The following is a 21169-nucleotide window of genomic DNA, read 5'->3' on the forward strand; positions in this document are numbered from 1 at the left end:
GTGCCAGGTGATCGGCGTGCGTTCCCTTGCCTTGTCCGCGGAGTAAAGACTTCATCACATGAATGGCCCCGTCCCCTCGAACCTGCCCCCCACCGCCGGCAACGGCAGCTGGCTGAGCGTCATCGCCCTGGCGCTGGCGGCGTTCATCTTCAACACCACCGAGTTCGTGCCGGTGGCGCTGCTCAGTGATATCGGCCGCAGCTTCGACATGACCACCGCCCAGGTCGGCCTGATGCTGACCATCTATGCCTGGGTCGTGGCGCTGGCGTCGTTGCCGATGATGCTGATGACCCGCAACATCGAACGCCGCCGCCTGCTGCTGTTCGTGTTCGTGGTGTTCATCCTCAGCCACATGATGTCGTGGCTATCGCAAAGCTTCGCCATGCTGCTGGTCAGCCGTATCGGCATTGCCCTGGCCCACGCCGTGTTCTGGGCCATCACCGCGTCGCTTGCGGTGCGGGTGGCGCCGCCCGGGCAACAGGCCAAGGCGCTGGGGCTGCTGGCCACCGGCACCACCCTGGCGATGGTCATGGGCATCCCGCTGGGCCGAGTGGTGGGCGAGGCACTGGGCTGGCGCATCACCTTCCTGTGCATCGCCGGGGTGGCGCTGGCGACCATGCTCTGCCTGATGAAGTCGCTGCCGCTGCTGCCCAGCCAGAACTCCGGCTCCCTGCGCAGCCTGCCGGTCCTGTTCAAGCGCCCGGCCCTGGTGATCACCTACTTGCTGGTGACGTTGGTGATCACCGCGCAGTTCACCGCCTACAGCTACATCGAGCCGTTCGCCTTGCATGTGGCGCAGATCGGTGGCGAGCGCACCACCTTGCTGTTGCTGTTGTTCGGTGGCGCCGGGGTATTCGGCTCGCTGCTGTTCAGCCGTTACAGCGAACGTTTCCCGCACGGCTTCCTGGTGATGGCCATCGCTGCACTGGCGGCCTGCCTGCTGCTGTTGCTGCCGCTGTCGGGCAACTTCTACCTGTTCGCCGGGCTGAGCATGGTCTGGGGCGTTGCGATCCTGAGCTTCGGCCTGGCGCTGCAATCGAAGACGCTCAAGCTCGCTTCGGATGCCACCGACGTGGCCATGGCGCTGTTCTCCGGCATCTACAACATCGGTATCGGCGGTGGCGCGCTGCTGGGCAGCATTGTCAGCAGCCAGCTGGGCGTGGCCGATATCGGCCTGGTCGGCGGCGGTGTCGCGGTTGTGGGGCTGGTGCTGGCGCTGGCCAGTGCCCGGCGCTTTCGCGAGGCCTTGGGCGGGATGGTTCACCAGGGGTGAGCCGTCATTCGCCGGTGTGGCGGTTCGCCGGCAAGCCGGCTCCTACCGGTATCGTGTGGCAGGCATGTCACGTAGGAGCCAGCCTTGCTGGCGAACCAGGCCACCACGGTCTGTCAGATCAACAACGCCGACCATGCCGACACCAGCAGCAACCCGGCCAGCCCCTGATTGAACCCGCGCAGCCTTCGCGGCGAACGCAGCCAGCGCGCGCTGCCCACGCCCAGCAGTGCCCAGGCGGTCATGCTCGGCAGGGCGATCAGCAGGAACACCAGCGCCAGCCAGCCCATCGACAGGGCTGGCGTGGCGAACAGGCCGACCATCGCCACCGCCGTCACCCACACCTTGGGGTTGACCAGTTGCAGCGTCGCCGCGCCCAGTGGCGACAGGCCGGCATCCTTGCCAGCCTGCAAGGGCGCACCGGCAGCGCGCAGCAGGCGCCAGGCCATCCAGCTCAGCCACAAGGCTCCCACCCAGCTCATGGCGTGCTGCACCCTCGGGTAGCGCAGCAACAGCTCGCCCAGGCCCAACCCCACCAACAGCATCACCGCCGAGGCGGCGCAGCAGGCGGCCAGGATCGGCCCCAGGCTGGCGCGCAAGCCACGTTGGGCGCCATGGGCCAGGATCAGCAGGTTGGTCGGCCCCGGGCTGATGCTGGCGGCGAGGGCGAAGAGGATGAAGGGCAACAACGTGTGCGACATGGTCAAGGCTCCGAGTGATCGAGACGCCATGCTCGCTGTTGCCGGGTGTTCAGTCTGGAAGTTTTGAGCAGCGCTTGCGGTAGTCGGCCGGCGTGAGCCGGTAGGCGCGGCGGAACCAGCGGCCCAGGTGGCTCTGGTCGGCAAAGCCCAGCAGGCTGGCCACCGCCGCGGGTGTCTCGCCATGGGACAACAGGCGCCGCGCCCGGGCCAGGCGCAACTGGATCAGATAGGCGTGCGGCGCCAGGCCGAAGGCGGCCTTGAAGGCGCGGGTGAGGCGGAAACGGTCAGTGGCGCAGACACGCGCCAGGTCGTCCAGGCCGATGTCCTGGTCGAGGTGGGCGTGCAGGTAGTCGCGGGCCAGTTGCGCGGTCAACGGCAGGCGTGGGTCCGGGTCCAGGCGCTGGCGCCATTGCAGGTGGCCGGTGAGGCAGGCCAGCAGGTCGTCGAGGGCGGTCTGGCGGACGATGCGCAGCTCCCCATGATGCACCGCCGTGAACGCGCGGGCGGTGGCGCCGGCCAGGCGCGCGTCGCGGTGCAGCAGGGCGGCGAAGCTGGGCAGGGCGCCGGAAGGAGCATGCTCGAACAGCGCGCGCAGTTCGGTTTCCAGCCAGTTGGCGTCCAGGTAGAGGGTGGAGTAGGTGAAGCCATCGTCCGTTGGCGCATGGCCGTCGTGCAGGTCGCCGGGCTCCAGCACGAACACCTGCCCGGGCGTGCTCTGGTGGCGCGCCCGGCGGCAGTTGAACTGCTGCACGCCTTGCTCGGTAACGCCGACCAGGAAGCTGTCGTGCCAATGTGGGTCGTAGGCGTGGCCGGTGAAATGGGCGCGGACCGACTCGATGCCGGTGTCGGCGTCCTGTCTGAGGTCGATCCAGTTGTTCATGGGGCGAGGGCCGTTTTGGGGTGTGGATGACCACTTTACGCAAACCATGGTGTGGCGTCTGGAACAAATGTGCAGGGGTGGGTGACGCAAGATTGGGATGGTGATGGCAAAACCGAGTCACTATAGTGGCGGCGGGCCAGATTCTGCTGGCCTTGGGATGATGGATTCGAATGGAGTGGATTGTGAGTCTGGAAGAAAATTTCAAGATCGAGAAGTACAAGTACATTCTCGCGCGCAAGCAGGCCTTGAACGAGGTGACCTTCAAGATCGTGGCGGTGTACCAGGCGCTGATACTGGCTTTGTTTGCCGGGCAGTACGCGGTGTACACGTCGGCTGGCAAGGGCACGCTGACGCCGGCGTTGGCGTTACAGTCGACTTACGTGCTGTTTGCCCTGTTCGTGATGGTTTCGGTACTGATCCTGGCGCTGTTGGTGGGTGGAGTGTTCTCGTGGATGAGCTATCGCCAGGATGAATCGGAAATCGAGCTTGCTGTGACAGGGGTGCCCAAGAGACCGATAGCGCTGGCCGATTTGTGGCGGTGGTATGAGACGTATCTGGTGCTGTTTGTGTTGGTGTTCAGCGGGGGCGGGATTTGGGGGTACATGAAGTTTATTCTACCCGTGTTTAATGGTTGATCCTGAGTGTAAGCGAATGAAGGAGCTGCAGAGGATCTGCAGCTCTATTGGATGATACATGCAGATCAAGGATTTTGTCGTTGGTAAATATAGCAATGTCGCATAATTTCGTTTTCAGCGACGGTGGCTACGGCGAAAATTTCTTTGTTGTCGGTTTTTGAGAACTTTCCCCAGGCTTCCGTTAGAGCTGCTTCGATATTTTTAAGTGCATTGTTTGAATTGGAGGGTGTGTCATTTTTTAGTCTGCCTACCCAGTCAATTCTTAAGGCACTCTCGATGATGAGCAGTTCCTCTGCGTATGTCGCATGCTGGTTAAAGTCCCTAGGGTGAACGTCGTCGTCCTTTTCATGGTTCACTATGCCGTCGTATACAGCTACAGTATCAAGTCTCTGGAGGCGCCGTGTTAAGTCATCGTAGCTCAACATGCCTTCGGTTGATCGCGCGATTATCAATTGAGACTTATCAATGCCAAGAAAGCCTAGTGTTGAATTTAGTTCAAGGTCGTCCGCATACTGTTCAAGTACTTCAGGGGCATGTAGGTTGAGCCATGTTTGGAACTCTCCTGTAGTGCACTCCGGGGTTGCGATAACTCGAGCCAAGTCATCTTGCTGATGCGTATGCATGATTCCGGTTAGTCCGCGTATGTTAGAGGTTAATATTCCCCGATGTACCCCGGCGCAGCTCGTTCCAAGTATGCTGTAGTACTTGTCGGTTGCAATGCCTATGCGTCCAATGATTTCGTGCTTATGGTTTTTTATTTCATGAAGGCTTGTCGAGTAAGGTGGCTTTTTTGTTCCGTCATTGAATTCTGGGTTGATTCTGTTGAAGAGTGATGGTTCGTCGATTGTAAGCCAGTCATTGGCTTTGATTACTAATGTTTTCTTGTTTTCGATCTTGACGGTCAGGTTGACGTTCAAGGCGGGTGCCAATTTTGCACACACCTCTGGAAGCGTCATCAGGACAGCTTCCGGGTAAGTTATTTGGCTGGTTAGAAGTTTTTTTAGTCGATTTTTTCCTAGCAGTACGGAGACTCGAGATCCGTGTCGCTTTAGCTTCTCTTGGTCGGTTGGGGGTCTTAATGTTGGGCGCAGGTTTAATGTGTCGGAAAACTCTAACATCCATTGTGAGTTTTCATTTTCTTTTGGTTCGTAGCGTCGAGTGGTCAATGTGACTCGAGAACCAAGCATGAATACTGCAAAGAAGCCTATTCCGAACTTTCCAACTGCTTCAAAGTCAGTAGATATAAGCTGTTCCCATTCCCCCCGAAGTTCTTCGCTTTTCCATAATGACTTGCCAAAATCAAGCAAGATTTCTGTCAGCACATAACGGCTCATACCAATGCCATTGTCAGTGACATGGAGCCAGTCGCCTTCCTCGGTTGGTTCGAGCCATACCTCGATCTCGCCTTCATCCGCCTCGAGTCCGCCCAGGCTTCTGCAGGCGTTGATTGCATCCCTGGCGTTCTGGATCAGTTCCCTCAACGCCGCGGAAGGGTCATCACCATAGAGTTGGTGACCACCGAACCTCTCGACAATCTGGTTGATATTGCTGATCTTCACGCTAGTGTCGACGGGGTGCCAGCCAACGGTGGGCACGTTGTGCGAAAAGCTCTCGGTATCATGCACATTGGCCACCGACCTGACCGCGAACAAATCTCGCTTGTGGTCCAACAACAGCCGTTCGCTCGCCCGAAGTTCACTGTCGATCATCTTCGCGGCGTCATAGGCCAGCCACCAGGCTTCTTTCTCCGTGGCAGGGAAGGGGGATGCCGACAGTCGCAGTTCCTTGCGTTGTGGGTCTGGGTCCCGTGTCGGCCGGTTGAGCCGACTCTGGAACTTCCAGTGCTGCAACGATGCCCCCATGGGTTTTCGAAGGGCCTGCAGGAATCGAGGCGCACGCTGTGCATCGATGTGGGCGGCATCAGCGGTCCTGAGAATCAACGCGAGCTTCAGTACATCCACCTGCCATGGGGCAGGGTGCAGCAGGGCAATCGGCTGAACGGTCTGGCGCCCCAGCAGTTCCAACTGGTGAGGGTGGTGCCAATGGCTTTCCGCGAGCTGACCGATGGTATCGCCGTAAGCGCTGCGCAGCTCATCGTGCTGAAGCAGGAACATGGGCGTGCTTTCCCCCGGCACGCACCAACTGGCAAAGGCCAGTTTGCGTGCCTGCTTGGGATGCTGTGCCCGCAGCACGTCGAACAGTACTTGCTTGAAAGGTTCGCTCTCGCGCGACAGTGATTCAGGGTCCACCTTGTGCAAGTTGCAGAAGGTATTCCACTCAGGCAGCCCCATCACTTCTTCGATACCGCCGGGGAATGCTGCAACGCAATGGGCGGCGTCATGCAGGAGAAAAGCGCCCCCGAGCACGAAGGCCTCTGCCGGGTTGAGCGGATAATCAGGGCCGGTGATTTCCGCTGCAACCCACCACAACGCATCGATATGCGTGATGTCATGCACGGTCAGGCCCTTCATGTCCTGGCCTATATGGCTGCAAAGGGTGGCAACGCGGGAGCGGAAATCCGCATAGGCCTTGGCCAGCGTACCTCGATGCTCATCCAGGCCATCTTCTCTCTGCCTGAACGCTTCTTTCCATAGAGGGGACTGCTGATAGATCTCCGTGTGCTGCGCTTGCATGAGGTGGCTTCTTCCTACCTGTTGGTCGAGGCCCGAGTATAGGAAGGTGGATGGCACATTGTCAGTACGCGAGGAAGCGCTTCTGGTGCTCTAGCGCTGGGCGAACGCCAGGTTGATCCCCAACCCGGCGAACGACGCGGCAAAGCCCCGGCGCAACCACGCCTGAACGGCGGGCGACTCGATCACCGCGCGGCGGAACAGGTGGGCGAGCAGGCCGTAGAGCACGAACACCACGAAGGTCATGGCCATGAACACGGCGCTCAGCCCAAGCATCTGCAGGGTGGCGGAGCCGGCGCGGGGGTCGATGAACTGTGGCAGGAAGGCCAGGAAGAACAGGGTCAGCTTGGGGTTGAGGATATTCAACTGGCAGGCCTTGAGCATCAGCTGGCCAGCCGAGGCGGGCGTGGCCTTCGCATCCACGACGAAGGCCGCACGGTCGCGCCAGGTGGCATAGGCCAGGTACAGCAGGTAGGCGACACCCGCGAACTTCAACCCCTGGAACGCCAGGGCACTGGCATGCAGCAGCGCCGACAGGCCCAGCACCGAGGCCAGCAGGTGCGGGACGATGCCCAGGGTGCAGCCCAGGGCGGTCCACAGGCAGGCCCGGCGCCCGGCCACCAGGGCGCTGGAGACGGTGAGGATGACGCCGCTGCCGGGGATCAGCACGATGATCAGGGCAGTGACGAGGAATTCCAGGCTCGGCATCGGTGACAGCTCCTTGCAGTCGGGGGTGGATGCACTATACGCCGGGTACCGGTGGCTGCAACACGTCCTCCGGGCGTAGCGCGGCGAAGCGTTCGCGCAGCCATTGGTGCAGTTGCGCCACGGCGGGAGTCAGCTGCTTGCGGTGCGGGCAGACCAGCGTCACGGGGGTGAGTTCGCCGGGGTGCTCGGGCAGCAGCACCTCCAGCTCGCCAGCGGCGACGTTGGCGAACACATCCAGCCACGACTTGTAGACGATGCCTTCGCCCTCCAGCGCCCAGCGCCGGACTACGTCGGCGTCGTCGCTGAACAACGGCCCGCGCACAGGCACGGTCTTGTGGCCCAGGCGCCATTTGTCGTAGACCCGGCTCTGTTGCAGGTAGAGCAGGCAATCGTGCTGCTGCAGCTCTTCAGGCGTGCGCGGGCGGCCATGGCGCGCCAGGTAGTCGGGCGAGGCCACCACCACTCGGCGGTTCCAGGGTGCCAGGGGCAGGGCGATGTAGTTGGCGTCTTCGTTGAGGCCGTAACGGATGGCGACGTCCACCGGGTCGCGGTACAGGTCGGCCATCTGGTCGGAGAGAAAGAAGCGCAGGTTCAGGCCCGGGTGTTCGCGGCGAAAGGCGCTGAGCCAGGGGCGCAGCAGGTTGCGGCCCATGTCCGAGGGCGCGGCGATCTGCAGCACGCCGCGCAGGCTGCTGTGGTCGCCGTGCAGGTCCTCGCGGCCCTGGCGCAACGTATCCAGCACGCGCTGGGCGGTGGGCAGGTACAACTCGCCCTCGGCGGTCAGGCGCAGGCTGCGGGTGGTGCGGGCGAACAGGCGCACGTCCAGTTCGCGCTCCAGGCGCTTGATGGCCGCTGCCACCTGGCCGGGCAGCAGGTCGGCCTCGTGGGCGGCGGCGGTGAAGCTGCCCAGGGCGCTGGCACGGGCGAACAGTTCCAGGTCGGTGATGCGCAGCATTTTCACTCCAGGGATGAAAGTGTTGCTGCATTGTGCGGGTTTTTCTTTGCAGCCGGGAAGATAAGATTCGCCTCAATCACGATCCCACCGAGGAGTTACCGTCCATGGACACCGTTGCCCTGGCCAAGCGCCGTTACACCACCAAAGCCTACGACGCCAGCCGCAAGATCCCCCAGGCCACCATCGACGCGCTGCTCGAGCAACTGCGCCACAGCCCGTCCTCGGTCAACTCGCAGCCCTGGCACTTCGTGGTCGCCGACAGCGACGAAGGCAAGGCGCGCCTGGCCAAGAGCACCGAGGTGGGCTTTGCCTACAACACGCCGAAGATCCTCAACGCCTCCCACGTGATCGTGTTCGCCGCCCGCACCGACATGACCGAGGCGCACCTGAACGGCCTGCTCGAGCAGGAAGCCAAGGACGGGCGCTTCCGTAGCGATGAGGCCAAGGCCGGGCAGGACCAGAGCCGCCGGTTCTATGTGAACCTGCATCGCCATGACTACAAGGACCTGCAGCACTGGATGGAGAAGCAGACCTACCTGGCCCTGGGTACCGCGCTGCTGGGCGCCGCCGCCTATGGTCTGGATGCCACACCGATCGAAGGCTTCGACGCCAAGGTGATGGACGCCGAGCTGGGCCTGCGCGAGCGTGGCCTGACCAGCGTGGTGGTGCTGAGCCTGGGCTACCGCAGTGAGGAAGATTTCAATGCCGGGCTGGGCAAGTCGCGGCTGCCGGTGGACAAGGTGTTTACCTTCCTCTGATTATGCTGCGACTGTCAGGTCGAGTGCCGCCCGGAGGGCGTATCGCGGATAAATCCGCTCCTACAGGTTTGTCTCGGGTAGGAGCGGATTCATCCGCGATGCGCCGCGTGAGCGGCGCCCGATCTTGAGAGCGCTGCAAGGCTATCGCCCGGCACCTGCCCTCCATTACGCAATCCCTACCGGAAAGTGCTGGCTGTAAAACCCCTGGGGCACAGGTAGACTCGCGCCTCCCTCCAGCCCCCAGCGAGCCAGCCGCATGGATGCCACCCTCGAACTGCTCCAGACCGCCCCCGAACAGGCCGGCCTGGTGCGCAACCTCTACCAGTTCTATGCCTACGAGTCTTCCGACTGGGAGCACGAGGACGTGGAAGTCGACGGGCGTTTCTACATCCACGAGCCGCACTTCGAGCGTTACTGGCAATCCCCCGGCTGGAGCGCCACGCTGGTGCTGGTCGATGGCTTCATCGCCGGCTTCGTCCTGGTCGAACGCAGCGAGTTGCCAGGGATCGACGCCTTCGAACTGGCCGACCTGTTCATCCTCAAGAAATACCGTCGCCTGGGCATTGGCCGCGCAGTCGCCCGGCAGTTCCTCTGCGAAGGCGATGCCGATTGGCTGCTGCGCTGGCATGGCGCCGATGCCGTGGCGACGCAATTCTGCCGGGCGCTGTTGGCCGACCTGCCCCGCGCCACGCGGGAAATTGCCCTGGACGATGAACCGGAGCTGTTCAATTACCTGGTGACGCCACGGCGGCACTGACGGCTCCCTGCATTTTGTGACAGGCTTCACAAAATCCCCTCAGGCGGCATAATGCCAGCACTGTGCGGTTCCGTTCGCCAGAGGCCCGGAAGCGCTCCACTCGTGCCCGTCGCAGGTTCAGGGAAACCCCATGTCGCTAGCCACAAGTCCCGACGTCATGTACCGGCTGTTGATCCAGAGCGTGGTGGACTACGCCATCTACCTGCTCACCCCCGAAGGTTTCGTCGCCAACTGGAACCCCGGCGCGCAGCGGGCCAAGGGGTATCACGCCGAGGAAGTCGTCGGCCAGCACTACTCGCTGTTCTACCGCGAAGATGAACGGGCCGCGGGAATGCCGGAGAAGAACCTGGAGCAGGCCCGCAACACCGGCCGTTTCGAGGAGCAAGGCTGGCGCCTGCGCAAGGACGGCTCGGCGTTTCACGCCCATGTGCTGATCGAGGCCGTGCGTGACGACCACGGGCAACTGATCGGATTCGCCAAGATCACCCGCGACATCAGCGAGCGCCGCCGGCATGAGCAGGAGTTGCTGCAAGCCAAGGAACTCGCCGAGCAGTACAGCCAGGAAATGGCCAAGTTGTCGCAGTTTCTCGATTCGGTGATCACTCACATTCCCGCCAGTGTGATCGTCCAGGACCTGCACAGCCAACAGATCCTGCTGGCCAACCAGCAGGCCGAGCGCCTGTTCGGCGGCGAGGGTGTGAGCCTGGTCGGCAAGCAGCCGGGCGAGTGCATGGCGCCCACGGCAGCTGACTACCTTGAACAGCACCTGGCCCGTGGCGCGCGCAGTGCCAAGGGCTTTGCCGCCGAGACCCGGGTCGATACCGCCAGAGGCCCGCGCACCTTGCGCAGCCGCGCCATGCTCTGCCAGAACCCGGGGCAGGGTGACTACGTGCTGTTCGTGGCCGAGGACGCCACCGAGGAACTGGCCGCCCATGCCCAGATCCACCACATGGCGCACCACGACGCCCTGACCGGGCTGCCCAACCGCACGCTGTTCCATGAGCGGCTCAAGCAGGCGCTGCTGCGCGGCGAGGACGACGGCAAGCTGACCGCCGCCCTGTGCCTGGACCTGGACAACTTCAAGAACATCAACGACACCCAGGGCCACGCCTTCGGCGACAAGCTCCTGCGCGCCCTGGGCAAGCGCCTGCGCCGCGAGCTGCGTGAGCACGACACCCTGGCCCGGCTGGGCGGCGACGAGTTCGCCGTGGTGCTGGCCGGCCTCGACAGCCGCGAGGCCGCGCGCACCACCGCCCAGCGCCTGATCGAGGCGATCTGCCCGCCGTTTCATATCGAGGGGCACCAGTTCAGCGTGGGGGTGAGCATCGGTGTCGCCACCGCCCCGGACGACCACGACCAGGCCGAGCAGTTGCTCGGCTATGCCGACATGGCCCTGTACGAAGCCAAGCGCAACGGGCGCAACCGCTTCGAGTGCTTCCATGTCGAACTCGACGTTGCCGCCCGCCAGCGCCGGCTGGTCGAGACCGACCTGCGCACCGCCCTGCACCTGGGGCAACTGGAGCTGCACTACCAGCCTGTGGTCGACCAGCAGAGCAACAGCGTCACCGGCTACGAGGCGCTGCTGCGCTGGCAGCACCCGACGCGGGGCATGATCATGCCCATGGACTTCATCCCCATTGCCGAGGAAACCGGGCTGATCCACGAGATCGGCGCCCGTGCGCTGAACCTGGCCTGCCAGGAAGCGGCCAGCTGGGGCACCGAGCAGACGGTGTCGGTCAACCTGTCGGCGGTGCAGTTCAAGAACGCCGGGCTGGTGCACAGCGTGGCCCTGGCGCTGGCTGATTCAGGGTTGCCGGCGACACGGCTGGAGCTGGAGATCACCGAGTCGGTGTTGCTGGGCAACAGCGAAGAGAACGTGCGCACCTTGCGTGCGCTGAAGGACCTGGGGGTGTCGATCTCCCTCGACGATTTCGGCACTGGGTATTCGTCGCTGGGCTACCTGCGCTCGTTCCCGTTCGACCGGATCAAGATCGACAAGTCGTTCGTGCACGACATGTGCGAGAGCCGCGAGGCGATGTCGATCGTGCGCGCCATCACCGAACTGTCCAACAGCCTGATGATCAAGACCACCGCCGAGGGCGTGGAGTCGGCGGAGCAGATGCAGCGGTTGATGGCCGAGGGGTGCTCGCATTTCCAGGGTTACCTGTATGGGCGGCCGGCGCCGGCCAGCGAGCGGTTGCGGCAGGTGGGGGTGGTGGAGTGCGGGGCGACGGATTTGTAGGAGCGGCTTCAGCCGCGATGCGCCGCGCGGGCGGCGCTCGGTTTCATGGTCGCTGCAATTGCCATAAAAAAGCCCCGACGACCAAGGCCATCGGGGCAAACGGTTGGGGGAGGAACCAACCAAAGGAGTCTTCAGATCAGGGAAGCGCTCAACGCGCGCTGGCCACCACCTCCGGCTGCCAGCCGCCGCCCAGGGCCTTGTAGATCGCCACGATGCCGCTGTACAGCTCGACCTCGCCCTGGGCCTGGGCGTCCTCGGCGCTCAGCCGCTCGCGCTCGGCGTCCAGCAGCACCAGGTAATCCACCGTCCCTTCGCGATAGCGGATCGAGGCCAGCTCGGCCGCCTTGCGGCTGGCCTCGCTCTGGCGCATCAGCGCCAGCAGGCGCTGCTGGCGCTTGCCGTAATCGCTGAAGGCATTGGCGGACTCTTCCAACGCCAGCAGCACCTGCTGCTCATAGTTGGCCAGGGCGCCGTCGGCGTCGGCCTTGGCCCCGCGCAGGCGGGCGCGCACACTGCCCAGGTCGAACGCTGCCCAGGTGATGCTCGGCCCCAGCGCCCAGGCGTTGGACGCCGCCGAGCCGATCTGCGAGCCGCGCGCGGCGGTGAAACCAAGGAAGCCACTCAGGCTGACCCGCGGGAACAGGTCGGCGGTGGCCACGCCCACGTTGGCCGTGGCCGCCGCCAGCTGGCGCTCGGCGCTGCGGATGTCCGGGCGGCGGCGCAGCAGCTCGCCCGGGTCGCCCACCGGCAGGGCCTTGGCGATGGCCGGCAGGGCCTTGGGCGACAGATCCACGGTCATGGCGTCCGGGCGCTGGCCGAGCAGGGTGGCGATGCGGTTCTTCGCCCGCACCTGCGCGGCCTGCAATTGCGGCACGGTGGCTTCGACACCCGCCAGGCGGGCGTCGGCGCGCACCACGTCGAGTTCGTTGCCGACCCCGGTGTCGCGCAGGGTCACGGTGATGTCCCGCGACTGCTGCTGGGTCTTGAGGTTGGCCACGGCGATCTGCTCGCGCAACTGGGCGCCGCGCAGTTGGCCGTAGGCGTCGACCAGTTCGGCGATCAGGCTGACCTGCAGTTGTTGCAGGTCGGCTTCGGCAGCGGCTTCCTGGGCTTCGCTGGCCTCGATCTGGCGCTGGATGCGACCGAACAGGTCGAGCTCCCAGGCCATGTCCAGGCCCAGGTCGTAGCGCTCGCTGTTGACCCGGCGCTCGGTCTGGCCCGGCACCTGGCCCTTGCCCAGGTCACTGCTGGCGCGGCTGGTGACCACCGGCAGCTGGTCGTTGGACACATCCTCGCGGATCGCCCGCGCCGCCTTCAGGCGGGCGAATGCCACGCGCAGGTCACGGTTGCCCTCCAGCGATGCCTGCACCAACTGGTTGAGCACCGGGTCGTCGAACTGCTTCCACCACACGCTCTCGAAGCGGCTGCGGTCGAAGGCCTTGGCCTCCAGGCCGCTGTCCAGCCTGGCCGGCGCGGTGTCCGGCGTCTTGTAGTCCGGGCCCACGGCGCAGGCCGCCAGGGCCAGGGCCAGCAAGCTCGGGGTCAGGGGTTTGAGCAACTTCATGCGTGGCTCTCCAGCGCGACGCTGCGCTCGGCCTTACGGGCCTGGCGACGCTCGACGAAACGGCGGATCAGGAAGAAGAACACCGGGGTCAGGAACAGGCCGAACACGGTCACCCCGATCATCCCCGAGAACACCGCCACACCCATGGCGTGACGCATTTCCGAGCCGGCGCCGGAGGAGAACACCAGCGGCACCACGCCCATGATGAAGGCGATCGAGGTCATCAGGATCGGCCGCAGACGCAGGCGGCAGGCTTCCAGCACGGCGGCCAGCGGGTCGAGGCCCTTGGCCTGTTCATCCTTGGCGAACTCGACGATCAGGATCGCGTTCTTGCACGCCAGGCCCACCAATACGATCAAGCCGATCTGGGTGAAGATGTTGTTGTCGCCACCGGAGACGATCACCCCGGTGATGGCCGACAGCAAGGTCATCGGCACGATCAGGATCACCGCCAGCGGCAGGCTCCAGCTCTCGTACTGGGCGGCCAGCACCAGGAACGCCAGCAGCACGCAGAGCGGGAACACGAACAGCGCGGTGTTGCCCGAGAGGATCTGCTGGTAGGTCAGGTCGGTCCACTCGAAGGTCATGCCGTTGGGCAGTTCCTCCTTGAGCAGCTTCTCGATCGCCGCCTCAGCCTGGCCGGAGCTGTAGCCGGGGGCTGCGGCACCGTTGATTTCGGCAGTGATGAAGCCGTTGTAGTGCATGACACGGTCAGGCCCGGAGGTGTCGCTGACCTTGAGGAAGGTCGCCAGCGGGATCATCTCGCCCAGGTTGTTGCGCACCTTCAACTGGCCGATCTGCTCGGCGTCGAGGCGGAACTGCTGCTCGGCCTGGACGTTGACCTGGTAGGTGCGGCCAAAGCGGTTGAAGTCGTTGGTGTACAGCGAGCCCAGGTAGACCTGCAGGGTGTCGAAGATGTCATTGATCGCCACGCCATGGGTCTTGGCCTTTTCCCGGTCGATGGCGGCATCGACCTGCGGCACGTTGACCTGGTAGCTGGTGAACAGGCCCGCCAGTTCCGGCACATTGTGGCTCTTGGCGATGATGTTCTGGGTTTCTTTGTACAGCGCTTCGTAGCCCAGGTTGCCACGGTCTTCGATCTGCAGGCGGAAGCCGCCGATGGTGCCAAGGCCTTGTACCGGCGGTGGCGGGAAGATCGCGATGTAGGCGTCCTGGATGTCGGCGAACTGGGCATTCAGCGCTGCGGCGATGGCGGCAGCTGACTGGCTCGGGTCCTTGCGCTCGTCGAACGGTTTGAGCGGGGTGAACACGATGCCGCTGTTCGGGCTGTTGGTGAAACCGTTGATCGACAGGCCCGGGAAGGCCACCGAATCGGCCACGCCCGGTTGCTTGAGGGCGATCTCGCTCATCTTCTTGATCACAGCCTCCGTACGGTCGAGGCTGGCGGCGTCAGGCAACTGGGCGAAGGCCACCAGGTACTGCTTGTCCTGGGCCGGGACGAAGCCGGTCGGGGTGGACGAGAAGCCCAGGTAAGTCAGGCCCATGAGGCCTGCATAGACGAACAGGGCGATGCCGCTGGAGCGGATGACCCGGCGCACGCCGCCGACATAGCCATGGCTGGCGCGGTCGAAGAAGCGGTTGAACGGTGCGAACAGCCAGCTGCCCAGCAGCTTTTCGAGGAACCGCGAGAAACGGTCCTTGGGCGCGTGGTGGTCCTTCAGCAGCACGGCAGCCAGGGCCGGCGACAGGGTCAGCGAGTTGAACGCCGAGATCACGGTGGAGATGGCGATGGTCAGCGCGAACTGCTTGTAGAACTGCCCGGTAAGCCCCGAGATGAACGCGGCGGGCACGAACACGGCGCACAGTACCAGGGCGGTGGCGATGATCGGGCCGGTCACTTCGCTCATGGCCTTCTGCGTCGCTTCCAGCGGTTTCAGGCCAAGCCCGATGTTCCGTTCGACGTTCTCCACCACGACGATGGCGTCGTCCACCACGATACCGATGGCCAGCACCAACCCGAACAACGACAGCGCGTTGAGCGAGAAGCCGAACAGGTGCATCACCGCGAAGGTACCGATCAGCGACACCGGTACGGCCATCAGCGGGATGATCGAGGCGCGCCAGGTTTGCAGGAACAGGATCACCACCAGCACGACCAGGATCAGCGCTTCGAACAGGGTGTGCACCACCGCTTCGATGGAGCCACGGACGAACACGGTCGGGTCATAGACGATGCTGTAGTCCATGCCCTCCGGGAAGTCTTTCTTCAGCTCGGCCATCTTCGCCCGCACTTCGTCGGAGATCTCGATGGCGTTGGAGCCCGGGCGCTGGAAGATCGGGATGGCCACGGCCGGCTGGTTGTTCAGCAGCGAACGCAGGGCGTACTGGCTGGAGCCGAGCTCGACCCGGGCGATGTCCTTCAGGCGCGTGATTTCGCCGTTGGCGCCGGCCCGGATGATGATGTTCTCGAACTCTTCCTCGTTGACCAGGCGGCCCTGGGTGTTGATCGACAGCTGGAAGCTGGTCGAACCCGGGGCGGGTGGTGCACCCAGTTGGCCGGCGGCGACCTGGCGGTTCTGCTCGCGAATGGCGGCTACCACGTCGCTGGCGGTGAGGTTGCGCGAGGCGGTCTTGTTCGGGTCGAGCCACACGCGCAGCGAGTAGTCACCCATGCCGAACAGTTGCACGTCGCCAACGCCGCCCAGGCGCGCCAGCTCATCCTTGATATTCAGGATGGCGTAGTTGGACAGGTAGAGCATGTCGTAGCGGTTGTCCGGCGAGGTCAGGTGCACGACCATGGTCAGGTCGGGCGAGGCCTTGTCGACGGTGATTCCGATACGGGTGACTTCCTCCGGCAGCTTGGGCTGGGTGCGGGTCACGCGGTTCTGCACCTGCACCTGGGCGTTGTCCAGGTCGGTGCCCAGGGCGAAGGTGATGGTCAAGGTCAGCTTGCCGTCGGCGGTGGACTGCGAGGACATGTACAGCATGTTCTCGACACCGGTGATGGCTTGCTCCAGCGGCGCGGCGACGGTTTCGCCGATCACCTTGGGGTTGGCGCCGGGGAAGTTGGCGCGCACCACCACGGTGGGTGGCACCACTTCGGGGTATTCGCTGATCGGCAGCTGGAACAGCGAGATGGAACCCGCGATCAGCAGCACCAGCGACAGCACCGCGGCGAAGATCGGCCGGGTAATGAAGAATTTCGAAAAGTTCATCGGTATCGTCCCTTAACCGCGCGGCGCCTGGGCGCTGGCGACTTTTTCGTTGGTGCCGGCAACCTTCGGCGCTGGGGTGCTGGCCTCCAGGGCCTGGCGCTGTTGGGCGAGGGCGGCGAGGGTCTGTTCGCTGGCCATCGGGGTTTCCTCAGGCGTGACCGGTGAGCCAGGGCGCACGCGCTGCAGGCCCTTGACCACGATGCGGTCGTCCTTGGCCAGGCCGCTGCGCACGATGCGCAGGCCTTCAAGCTTCGGCCCCAGTTCCACGGCGCGGTAGGCAGCCTTGTTGTCCTTGTCCATCACCAGCACGAACTTCTTGCCAAGGTCAGTGCCGACCGCTTCGTCGTTGATCAGCACGGCGTCGTACTGGGCGCTGCCGACCAGCTTCAGGCGCGCGTACAGGCCCGGGGTGAACTGGCCGTCGCGGTTGTCGAACACGGCGCGGCCACGGATGGTGCCGGTGCGCGGGTTGACCTGGTTGTCGACGAAGTTCATCTGGCCCAGGTGCGGGTTGCCGGTTTCGTTGGTCAGGCCCAGGTACACCGGGGTGCTCTGGCCGCGCTGGCCGTCGCGGGCGAGCTGGCTGTACTTGAGGTACACGCGCTCGTCGGCGTCGAAGTAGGCGTACACCTTGTCGGTGGAGACCACGCTGGTCAGCGGGGTGACGTCTGCAGTGACGATGTTGCCGGCGGTGAACTGGGCGCGGCTGACGCGGCCGCTGATGGGCGCGGTGACGCGGGTGAAGCTCAGGTTCAGGCGGGCCAGGTCGAGCTGCGCCTGGATCGCATCGACCCCGGCGCGGGCCTCGGCGGCGGCGCTGGTGCGCGACTCGGCCAGTTCCGCGGAGATCGCGTTGCTGTCGCGCAGGCGCTGGCCACGGCTGGCTTCGTTGGCGCTGCGCACGGCGGTGGCCTTGGCTTGTTGCAGCTGGGCTTCGAGGCGGCGGACTTCAGCCTGGAACGGGCGTGGGTCGATCTGGAACAGCAGGTCGCCTTTCTTGACCTGGGCGCCTTCGGTGAAGGCCACCTGGTCGATCTGGCCGGAGACCCGCGGGCGCACCTCGACGGTTTCCGGCGCCTCAAGGCGGCCGGTGAACTCGTCCCATTCATTGATCGGCTGTTCGATCACCTTGGCTACGCTGACCTTGGGCGCGGCGGGAGCCTGCACGGCGTCGGGGGTGCGACCGCAAGCGCTGAGCACCACCACTGCCAGGGCAGCGAGCGGGAAGCGCAAGGGTTTGAGTGAGTGATCCATGGAGAACTCCGCCAATGTATTAGTAGTGGGCGGAGTGTGAGTGTGTTGCGTTTGAGGAACGAATCGAACGGAGCGAAGGTTATTATCACGCGCAATGATATGAGCGGTGGTGGCATCGATGATGACGTATGATCCGCGCTGTCCGCCACTGGCCCGGCTGTGCCGGTGTTCGCCAGCAAGGCTGGCTCCTACGCGATTGCGGCAACGCCGGTGCCAAGCACCCATTTCGATGCCCAAGGCCACACCGTGAACCCTATTGCTCGACCCCCTCCAACTGGGACTGGTGATGGTGGTGCTCCGGCGAGTGTGGCGAGAGGGCTGATGGGGGCGTAATCTGCAGCGGGCCTTTCTCCGGCAACGCCGGTTCCTACAAGTACAACGCGGGCCACCTGTAGGAGCCGGCCTTGCCGGCGAGCACTGGTGAAGCCGGTGCCATGGATACCACGCTGAGCCAAAGCCTCACCCCCAGAGTGATTGTGAGATTTGGGTCTGAACACGTTGTTGCTGGGTTGCGGCCAGCGAACACACCTTGGTCTGGCACTGGGGCAGGCTTAAAGGCGCGGGGAGCGGAAGAGGGCAGCATTCATGAGGTTTCTCAAGGTTAAGTGGAATCATGCGCATGCCGATGAGCCGCACCTGATATTCCAAGAGGTGGACGGTGACTCCTGGGAGACCAGGAAGGTCGAGTTATTCAAAGGCGGGGCAGTGTGTGGTTATGCATCCAGGGCGGCAGATGTGGGCGATTCGATTCTGAGTGACCAACCCATCCCGAGCATTGAGGCAATCAATGCGTCTAGCGAGTTCGATGCAGAACCCATCACACAAGAGGAATTTGAACGGGTCTGGATAGGGGCAATCAATGCTCGAGGGATGCAAGCGTGATGACGGGTAGAGAACGCGTCTTTGCGTGGGTTGAAATCTGCGTTCAACCATTTGCCGAGGGGGCGTCGACCTTGGGGTGGACGCGATGAAGCGACTGGGGTTCAAGGCAACCCTGGCCGATCTTGCCGAGCCCCATGCGGGTGGCGGCTGTTTACTGCCTGATGATCTGCACTGGCCCGTGGACTGCAAAGGTGCCCCACAGCTCCACCTGATGACGATTCCCACCGCCTGGGTTGAAGAGGGCAGTGAGGGTTGGTTGTCGTTCTTTACGCCCTACGATCGGGAAGACACTTACCTGCACTGGGAAACGCTCACAAGCGAAGCGGGTAATGCCTCAGTCGTGCTCCTTCACGATAACAGCGGTACCGCTAGCAGTGGCGGCCATGACGCACTTTCGCCCGCGCGCACGATCCAGTTGGAACTCACGGACGAACCTGAACCCTGCCCGCACTACACGTCTCGCGTGAGCCAGTACATTGCCTGGCTGCAGGACCGCGAGCAGATTGAAGGGCACGTATGCCGGATGATGGTCAATGGCGATGATTTCGATGTGGGGCTTGCCGGGGCGCCGGGGGTCTTCTCCGATGGCGTGGTCTATGTGTTCTTGAGTACTGACTTGCACACGCAATGCAGGCCAGGCGCGTGCGGCCTGCTGACGTTCCAGTTTTCGTGATCGGGTTTGATGGATGACAAGGGGTTGCCATGAGCGGTTTTGAGCTCAACAGAATCTACCGGATCGAGGAAGTTGTTCAGTGGGTAAGGAACAGGGAAGACAGGCAGCATACCTACGCGCTCTACAGTGAGCGGGACGCGGATGAACTGACGCAGGGGATGAGGGTGCTTGTGGGGGAAACCCCCTCCTTTGACGAGGACGACAATGAAGTCATGCCGCTAGTTGTGCAGACCCTTGGGTTTGAGTTCTGCTACGCGTGCGATCAATTCCAGGATGTCATCGACCTGGCCTTGTCGCAGGACGCAAGGGTGAGCACGCCCACGTTGATCGAATGCTTGAACCACTACGCCACCTATGACGATTTTCTGGACGTTTCTTCTTGAATGGGAGTGTGCATGGCGGTCGCTGAAAGCAGCCCCTTCAAGGTCCTCTTCGAAGCCATGCAGGCGGCACAAGGGCCGAAGGTCAGAAAGACGCTGTACGTGTTGTCCCGGGCGTTTGATGATGCGTCCTGCGAGTTGGATACACCGCAGCTTGCCGTCGACTTTGTCGTTGCCGTGTTCGCTTCGTGCACATTGTGTGACAAACCAGGCATGAGCCACCTGGTGGCGCAGGTGGGGTGGGAGTTTCATCGCTATGATGACGCGCAGAAGCAGCAGATCTATCGTGTGCTATGCGACACCTACTCCCACTACCAGAACGGAGAGTTCTGCTGGCGGGTGTGCGAGTTGGTCGCGCGCCAGTACACGTCACGGCAGGCCATGGACTTCTTCAAACGCCAATCCAAGGCAGCGACTGGTGAGGGGCGACAGGGGATCAATGCGGGCCTTCAGGTCATGGCTAGAAATGAACAGCACAATCGGAGCATGTTGGCGCAGATTCAACAGCTCAAAAGTCGTTGCTAGAGATATGCCACGGTAGATGGGTTACAGATCGAGCGCCGCCCGCGCGGCGCATCGCGGATGAATCCGCTCCTACATCGGTTGCAACGTGCCGCACCTGTGAGGCCATGGTTGCCAGCCTTGGCGCATGGCCTGAACAAGGCGAACCCGACCTGTAGGAGCGGATTCATCCGCGATGCGCCGCGGGCGGCGCTCGCTTTGCGCACCACCACAAAAAACCGCTCAGCCTTCCGTCACCATCACCGTCTGCAACCGCGCCAACGCCCCCCCCTCTCGCTCCCGCTCAAACACCTGCACCGACACCTCCAGCCCCCCACCCACCAAGCGCACCGCCCGCTGCTCACAGCGCAACCGCAACCGCCCCTGGTCACACTCGAACTGTCGCACCCCAGGCTTGGGGTTGCCCTCCAACCGCGCCTCGGCCAGCCGCCCCTGGGCCGCCAGCAGCGCCAGCGACTTGTCCCGCAGCAGCCCATTCCCCTGGGTCATCAGCCCGGTCGCGCGCACGGCAGCGGCCATGGCCACCGCGACGATGGTCAGGGCCACCAGCACTTCAATCAAGGTGAAACCCGCCTGACGGTTGCGCACGGGCTGAGCTCCGGGCAAGGGAAAGCCGCACTGTAGAGCGCCTGGGTGACGGTTTGACGACGCCGACTCCCGAGCTTTTTCAATATCCGTGACATACCGGCTTGCCACAATCGGCCCCCGACTCGAACTCACGCAAGGAATGCCGAGATGCAGATCGCCCGTCGCAGCGCCAGAGGCCGCCGTTTCCGCCAGCAGGGCTTCACCCTGATCGAGATCATGGTGGTGGTGGTGATCCTCGGGATTCTCGCGGCGATGGTGGTGCCCAAGGTGCTCGACCGCCCCGACCAGGCCCGCGCCACGGCGGCGCGCCAGGACATCGCCGGGTTGATGCAGGCACTCAAGCTCTATCGCCTGGACAACGGCGGCTACCCGAACCAGAACCAGGGCTTGAAGGTACTGGTGGAAAAACCGGCCCAGGCCAAGGACGGCCAATGGCGCGCCTACCTTGACCGCCTGCCCAACGACCCGTGGGGGCGCCCGTACCAGTACCTGAACCCCGGCGCCAATGGCGAGATCGATGTGTTCTCCCTCGGCGCCGACGGCCAGGCCGGTGGCGACGGGGTGAACGCCGACCTCGGCTCCTGGCAATTGTGA

General features: G+C 63.6%; 19 protein-coding genes. 10 read left to right on the plus strand and 9 right to left on the minus strand.

The window, feature by feature from the left end; translation table 11 throughout:
• Positions 1-58 precede the first annotated feature (58 nt).
• A complete protein-coding gene (locus tag NGM28_RS04580; protein ID WP_252088841.1) occupies positions 59-1273 on the plus strand; it encodes a sugar transporter in 1215 nt (404 codons plus the stop codon).
• A 113-nt stretch (positions 1274-1386) separates the two neighbouring features.
• Here NGM28_RS04580 and NGM28_RS04585 read toward each other — a convergent pair whose 3' ends face one another.
• A complete protein-coding gene (locus NGM28_RS04585; protein WP_240063523.1) occupies positions 1387-1971 on the minus strand; it encodes a LysE family translocator in 585 nt (194 codons plus the stop codon).
• A gap of 49 nt (positions 1972-2020) precedes the next feature.
• Entirely contained in the window at positions 2021-2851 is an 831-nt protein-coding gene (locus NGM28_RS04590; protein ID WP_252088842.1) for an AraC family transcriptional regulator, read from the minus strand.
• Positions 2852-3033: 182 nt separating this feature from the next.
• Between NGM28_RS04590 and NGM28_RS04595 the strand changes: the two genes are divergently transcribed.
• Positions 3034-3486, plus strand: a complete 453-nt coding sequence (locus NGM28_RS04595; protein ID WP_252088843.1) for a hypothetical protein — start codon at positions 3034-3036, stop codon at positions 3484-3486.
• A gap of 65 nt (positions 3487-3551) precedes the next feature.
• On the opposite strand, the gene NGM28_RS04600 is transcribed toward NGM28_RS04595, so the two are convergent.
• The 3 genes from NGM28_RS04600 to NGM28_RS04610 form a co-directional block, all read right to left on the minus strand.
• Positions 3552-6119: an HD domain-containing protein gene (locus NGM28_RS04600; RefSeq protein WP_252088844.1), complete on the minus strand. Its 2568-nt coding sequence runs from the start codon at positions 6117-6119 to the stop codon at positions 3552-3554.
• Between the two features lie 90 nt (positions 6120-6209).
• Complete coding sequence (locus tag NGM28_RS04605) at positions 6210-6824, minus strand: LysE family translocator (protein ID WP_252088845.1); 615 nt, start codon at positions 6822-6824, stop codon at positions 6210-6212.
• Between the two features lie 34 nt (positions 6825-6858).
• The gene (locus tag NGM28_RS04610; RefSeq protein ID WP_252088846.1) at positions 6859-7779 is read right to left on the minus strand and encodes a LysR family transcriptional regulator; all 921 of its coding nucleotides are present in this window, start codon (positions 7777-7779) and stop codon (positions 6859-6861) included.
• Positions 7780-7883: 104 nt separating this feature from the next.
• Here NGM28_RS04610 and nfsB point away from each other — a divergent pair, with 104 nt between their 5' ends.
• From nfsB to NGM28_RS04625, 3 genes are all read left to right on the plus strand, one after another.
• Positions 7884-8537, plus strand: coding sequence for an oxygen-insensitive NAD(P)H nitroreductase (nfsB, locus tag NGM28_RS04615; protein WP_240063529.1), 654 nt, complete (start codon positions 7884-7886; stop codon positions 8535-8537).
• 256 nt (positions 8538-8793) lie between these two features.
• A complete protein-coding gene (locus NGM28_RS04620; RefSeq protein ID WP_240063530.1) occupies positions 8794-9294 on the plus strand; it encodes a GNAT family N-acetyltransferase in 501 nt (166 codons plus the stop codon).
• A 130-nt stretch (positions 9295-9424) separates the two neighbouring features.
• On the plus strand, positions 9425-11536 hold the full coding sequence (locus NGM28_RS04625) for a sensor domain-containing protein (RefSeq protein WP_252088847.1): 2112 nt from the start codon (positions 9425-9427) through the stop codon (positions 11534-11536).
• 148 nt (positions 11537-11684) lie between these two features.
• Here NGM28_RS04625 and NGM28_RS04630 read toward each other — a convergent pair whose 3' ends face one another.
• The 3 genes from NGM28_RS04630 to mexE are packed head-to-tail and all read right to left on the minus strand — an operon-like array spanning position 11685 to position 17530.
• Positions 11685-13100 (minus strand): efflux transporter outer membrane subunit, encoded by a 1416-nt coding sequence (locus NGM28_RS04630; protein ID WP_240063532.1) that lies wholly within the window; start codon positions 13098-13100, stop codon positions 11685-11687.
• A complete protein-coding gene (locus tag NGM28_RS04635) occupies positions 13097-16276 on the minus strand; it encodes an efflux RND transporter permease subunit (protein WP_252088848.1) in 3180 nt (1059 codons plus the stop codon). The genes NGM28_RS04630 and NGM28_RS04635 overlap by 4 nt, the downstream gene beginning before the upstream one ends.
• A 12-nt stretch (positions 16277-16288) precedes the next feature.
• Positions 16289-17530: a multidrug efflux RND transporter periplasmic adaptor subunit MexE gene (gene mexE / locus NGM28_RS04640; RefSeq protein WP_252088849.1), complete on the minus strand. Its 1242-nt coding sequence runs from the start codon at positions 17528-17530 to the stop codon at positions 16289-16291.
• 585 nt (positions 17531-18115) lie between these two features.
• On the opposite strand from mexE, the gene NGM28_RS04645 reads away from it, so the two are divergent.
• The 4 genes from NGM28_RS04645 to NGM28_RS04660 all read left to right on the plus strand — a co-directional run bounded on the left by NGM28_RS04645 (position 18116) and on the right by NGM28_RS04660 (position 19990).
• Positions 18116-18412 carry a DUF6881 domain-containing protein gene (locus NGM28_RS04645; protein WP_240063535.1) on the plus strand — a complete coding sequence of 99 codons (297 nt, stop codon included), beginning with the start codon at positions 18116-18118 and terminating at the stop codon, positions 18410-18412.
• 85 nt (positions 18413-18497) lie between these two features.
• Positions 18498-19085 carry a hypothetical protein gene (locus NGM28_RS04650; protein WP_252088850.1) on the plus strand — a complete coding sequence of 196 codons (588 nt, stop codon included), beginning with the start codon at positions 18498-18500 and terminating at the stop codon, positions 19083-19085.
• Positions 19086-19114: 29 nt separating this feature from the next.
• Positions 19115-19468 (plus strand): DUF7716 domain-containing protein, encoded by a 354-nt coding sequence (locus NGM28_RS04655; RefSeq protein WP_252088851.1) that lies wholly within the window; start codon positions 19115-19117, stop codon positions 19466-19468.
• Between the two features lie 12 nt (positions 19469-19480).
• Complete coding sequence (locus tag NGM28_RS04660; RefSeq protein WP_252088852.1) at positions 19481-19990, plus strand: hypothetical protein; 510 nt, start codon at positions 19481-19483, stop codon at positions 19988-19990.
• A gap of 219 nt (positions 19991-20209) precedes the next feature.
• On the opposite strand, the gene gspI is transcribed toward NGM28_RS04660, so the two are convergent.
• The gene (gene gspI, locus NGM28_RS04665; protein WP_252088853.1) at positions 20210-20575 is read right to left on the minus strand and encodes a type II secretion system minor pseudopilin GspI; all 366 of its coding nucleotides are present in this window, start codon (positions 20573-20575) and stop codon (positions 20210-20212) included.
• Between the two features lie 147 nt (positions 20576-20722).
• On the opposite strand from gspI, the gene gspG reads away from it, so the two are divergent.
• A complete protein-coding gene (gene gspG, locus NGM28_RS04670) occupies positions 20723-21169 on the plus strand; it encodes a type II secretion system major pseudopilin GspG (protein ID WP_240063540.1) in 447 nt (148 codons plus the stop codon).

The organism is Pseudomonas sp. MWU13-3659 (assembly GCF_023757525.1).
GTDB lineage: Bacteria > Pseudomonadota > Gammaproteobacteria > Pseudomonadales > Pseudomonadaceae > Aquipseudomonas > Aquipseudomonas entomophila_E.

Coding starts and splice junctions, on each gene's coding strand:
- mexE (WP_252088849.1), bottom strand. CDS start 17,530: ATGGATCACTCACTCAAACCCTTGCGCTTCCCGCTCGCTGCCCTGGCA.
- NGM28_RS04605 (WP_252088845.1), bottom strand. CDS start 6,824: ATGCCGAGCCTGGAATTCCTCGTCACTGCCCTGATCATCGTGCTGATC.
- nfsB (WP_240063529.1), top strand. CDS start 7,884: ATGGACACCGTTGCCCTGGCCAAGCGCCGTTACACCACCAAAGCCTAC.
- NGM28_RS04655 (WP_252088851.1), top strand. CDS start 19,115: ATGAGCGGTTTTGAGCTCAACAGAATCTACCGGATCGAGGAAGTTGTT.
- NGM28_RS04635 (WP_252088848.1), bottom strand. CDS start 16,276: ATGAACTTTTCGAAATTCTTCATTACCCGGCCGATCTTCGCCGCGGTG.
- NGM28_RS04650 (WP_252088850.1), top strand. CDS start 18,498: ATGAAGCGACTGGGGTTCAAGGCAACCCTGGCCGATCTTGCCGAGCCC.
- NGM28_RS04585 (WP_240063523.1), bottom strand. CDS start 1,971: ATGTCGCACACGTTGTTGCCCTTCATCCTCTTCGCCCTCGCCGCCAGC.
- NGM28_RS04625 (WP_252088847.1), top strand. CDS start 9,425: ATGTCGCTAGCCACAAGTCCCGACGTCATGTACCGGCTGTTGATCCAG.
- NGM28_RS04580 (WP_252088841.1), top strand. CDS start 59: ATGAATGGCCCCGTCCCCTCGAACCTGCCCCCCACCGCCGGCAACGGC.
- NGM28_RS04600 (WP_252088844.1), bottom strand. CDS start 6,119: ATGCAAGCGCAGCACACGGAGATCTATCAGCAGTCCCCTCTATGGAAA.
- gspG (WP_240063540.1), top strand. CDS start 20,723: ATGCAGATCGCCCGTCGCAGCGCCAGAGGCCGCCGTTTCCGCCAGCAG.
- NGM28_RS04620 (WP_240063530.1), top strand. CDS start 8,794: ATGGATGCCACCCTCGAACTGCTCCAGACCGCCCCCGAACAGGCCGGC.
- NGM28_RS04610 (WP_252088846.1), bottom strand. CDS start 7,779: ATGCTGCGCATCACCGACCTGGAACTGTTCGCCCGTGCCAGCGCCCTG.
- NGM28_RS04660 (WP_252088852.1), top strand. CDS start 19,481: ATGGCGGTCGCTGAAAGCAGCCCCTTCAAGGTCCTCTTCGAAGCCATG.
- NGM28_RS04590 (WP_252088842.1), bottom strand. CDS start 2,851: ATGAACAACTGGATCGACCTCAGACAGGACGCCGACACCGGCATCGAG.
- NGM28_RS04645 (WP_240063535.1), top strand. CDS start 18,116: ATGAGGTTTCTCAAGGTTAAGTGGAATCATGCGCATGCCGATGAGCCG.
- NGM28_RS04630 (WP_240063532.1), bottom strand. CDS start 13,100: ATGAAGTTGCTCAAACCCCTGACCCCGAGCTTGCTGGCCCTGGCCCTG.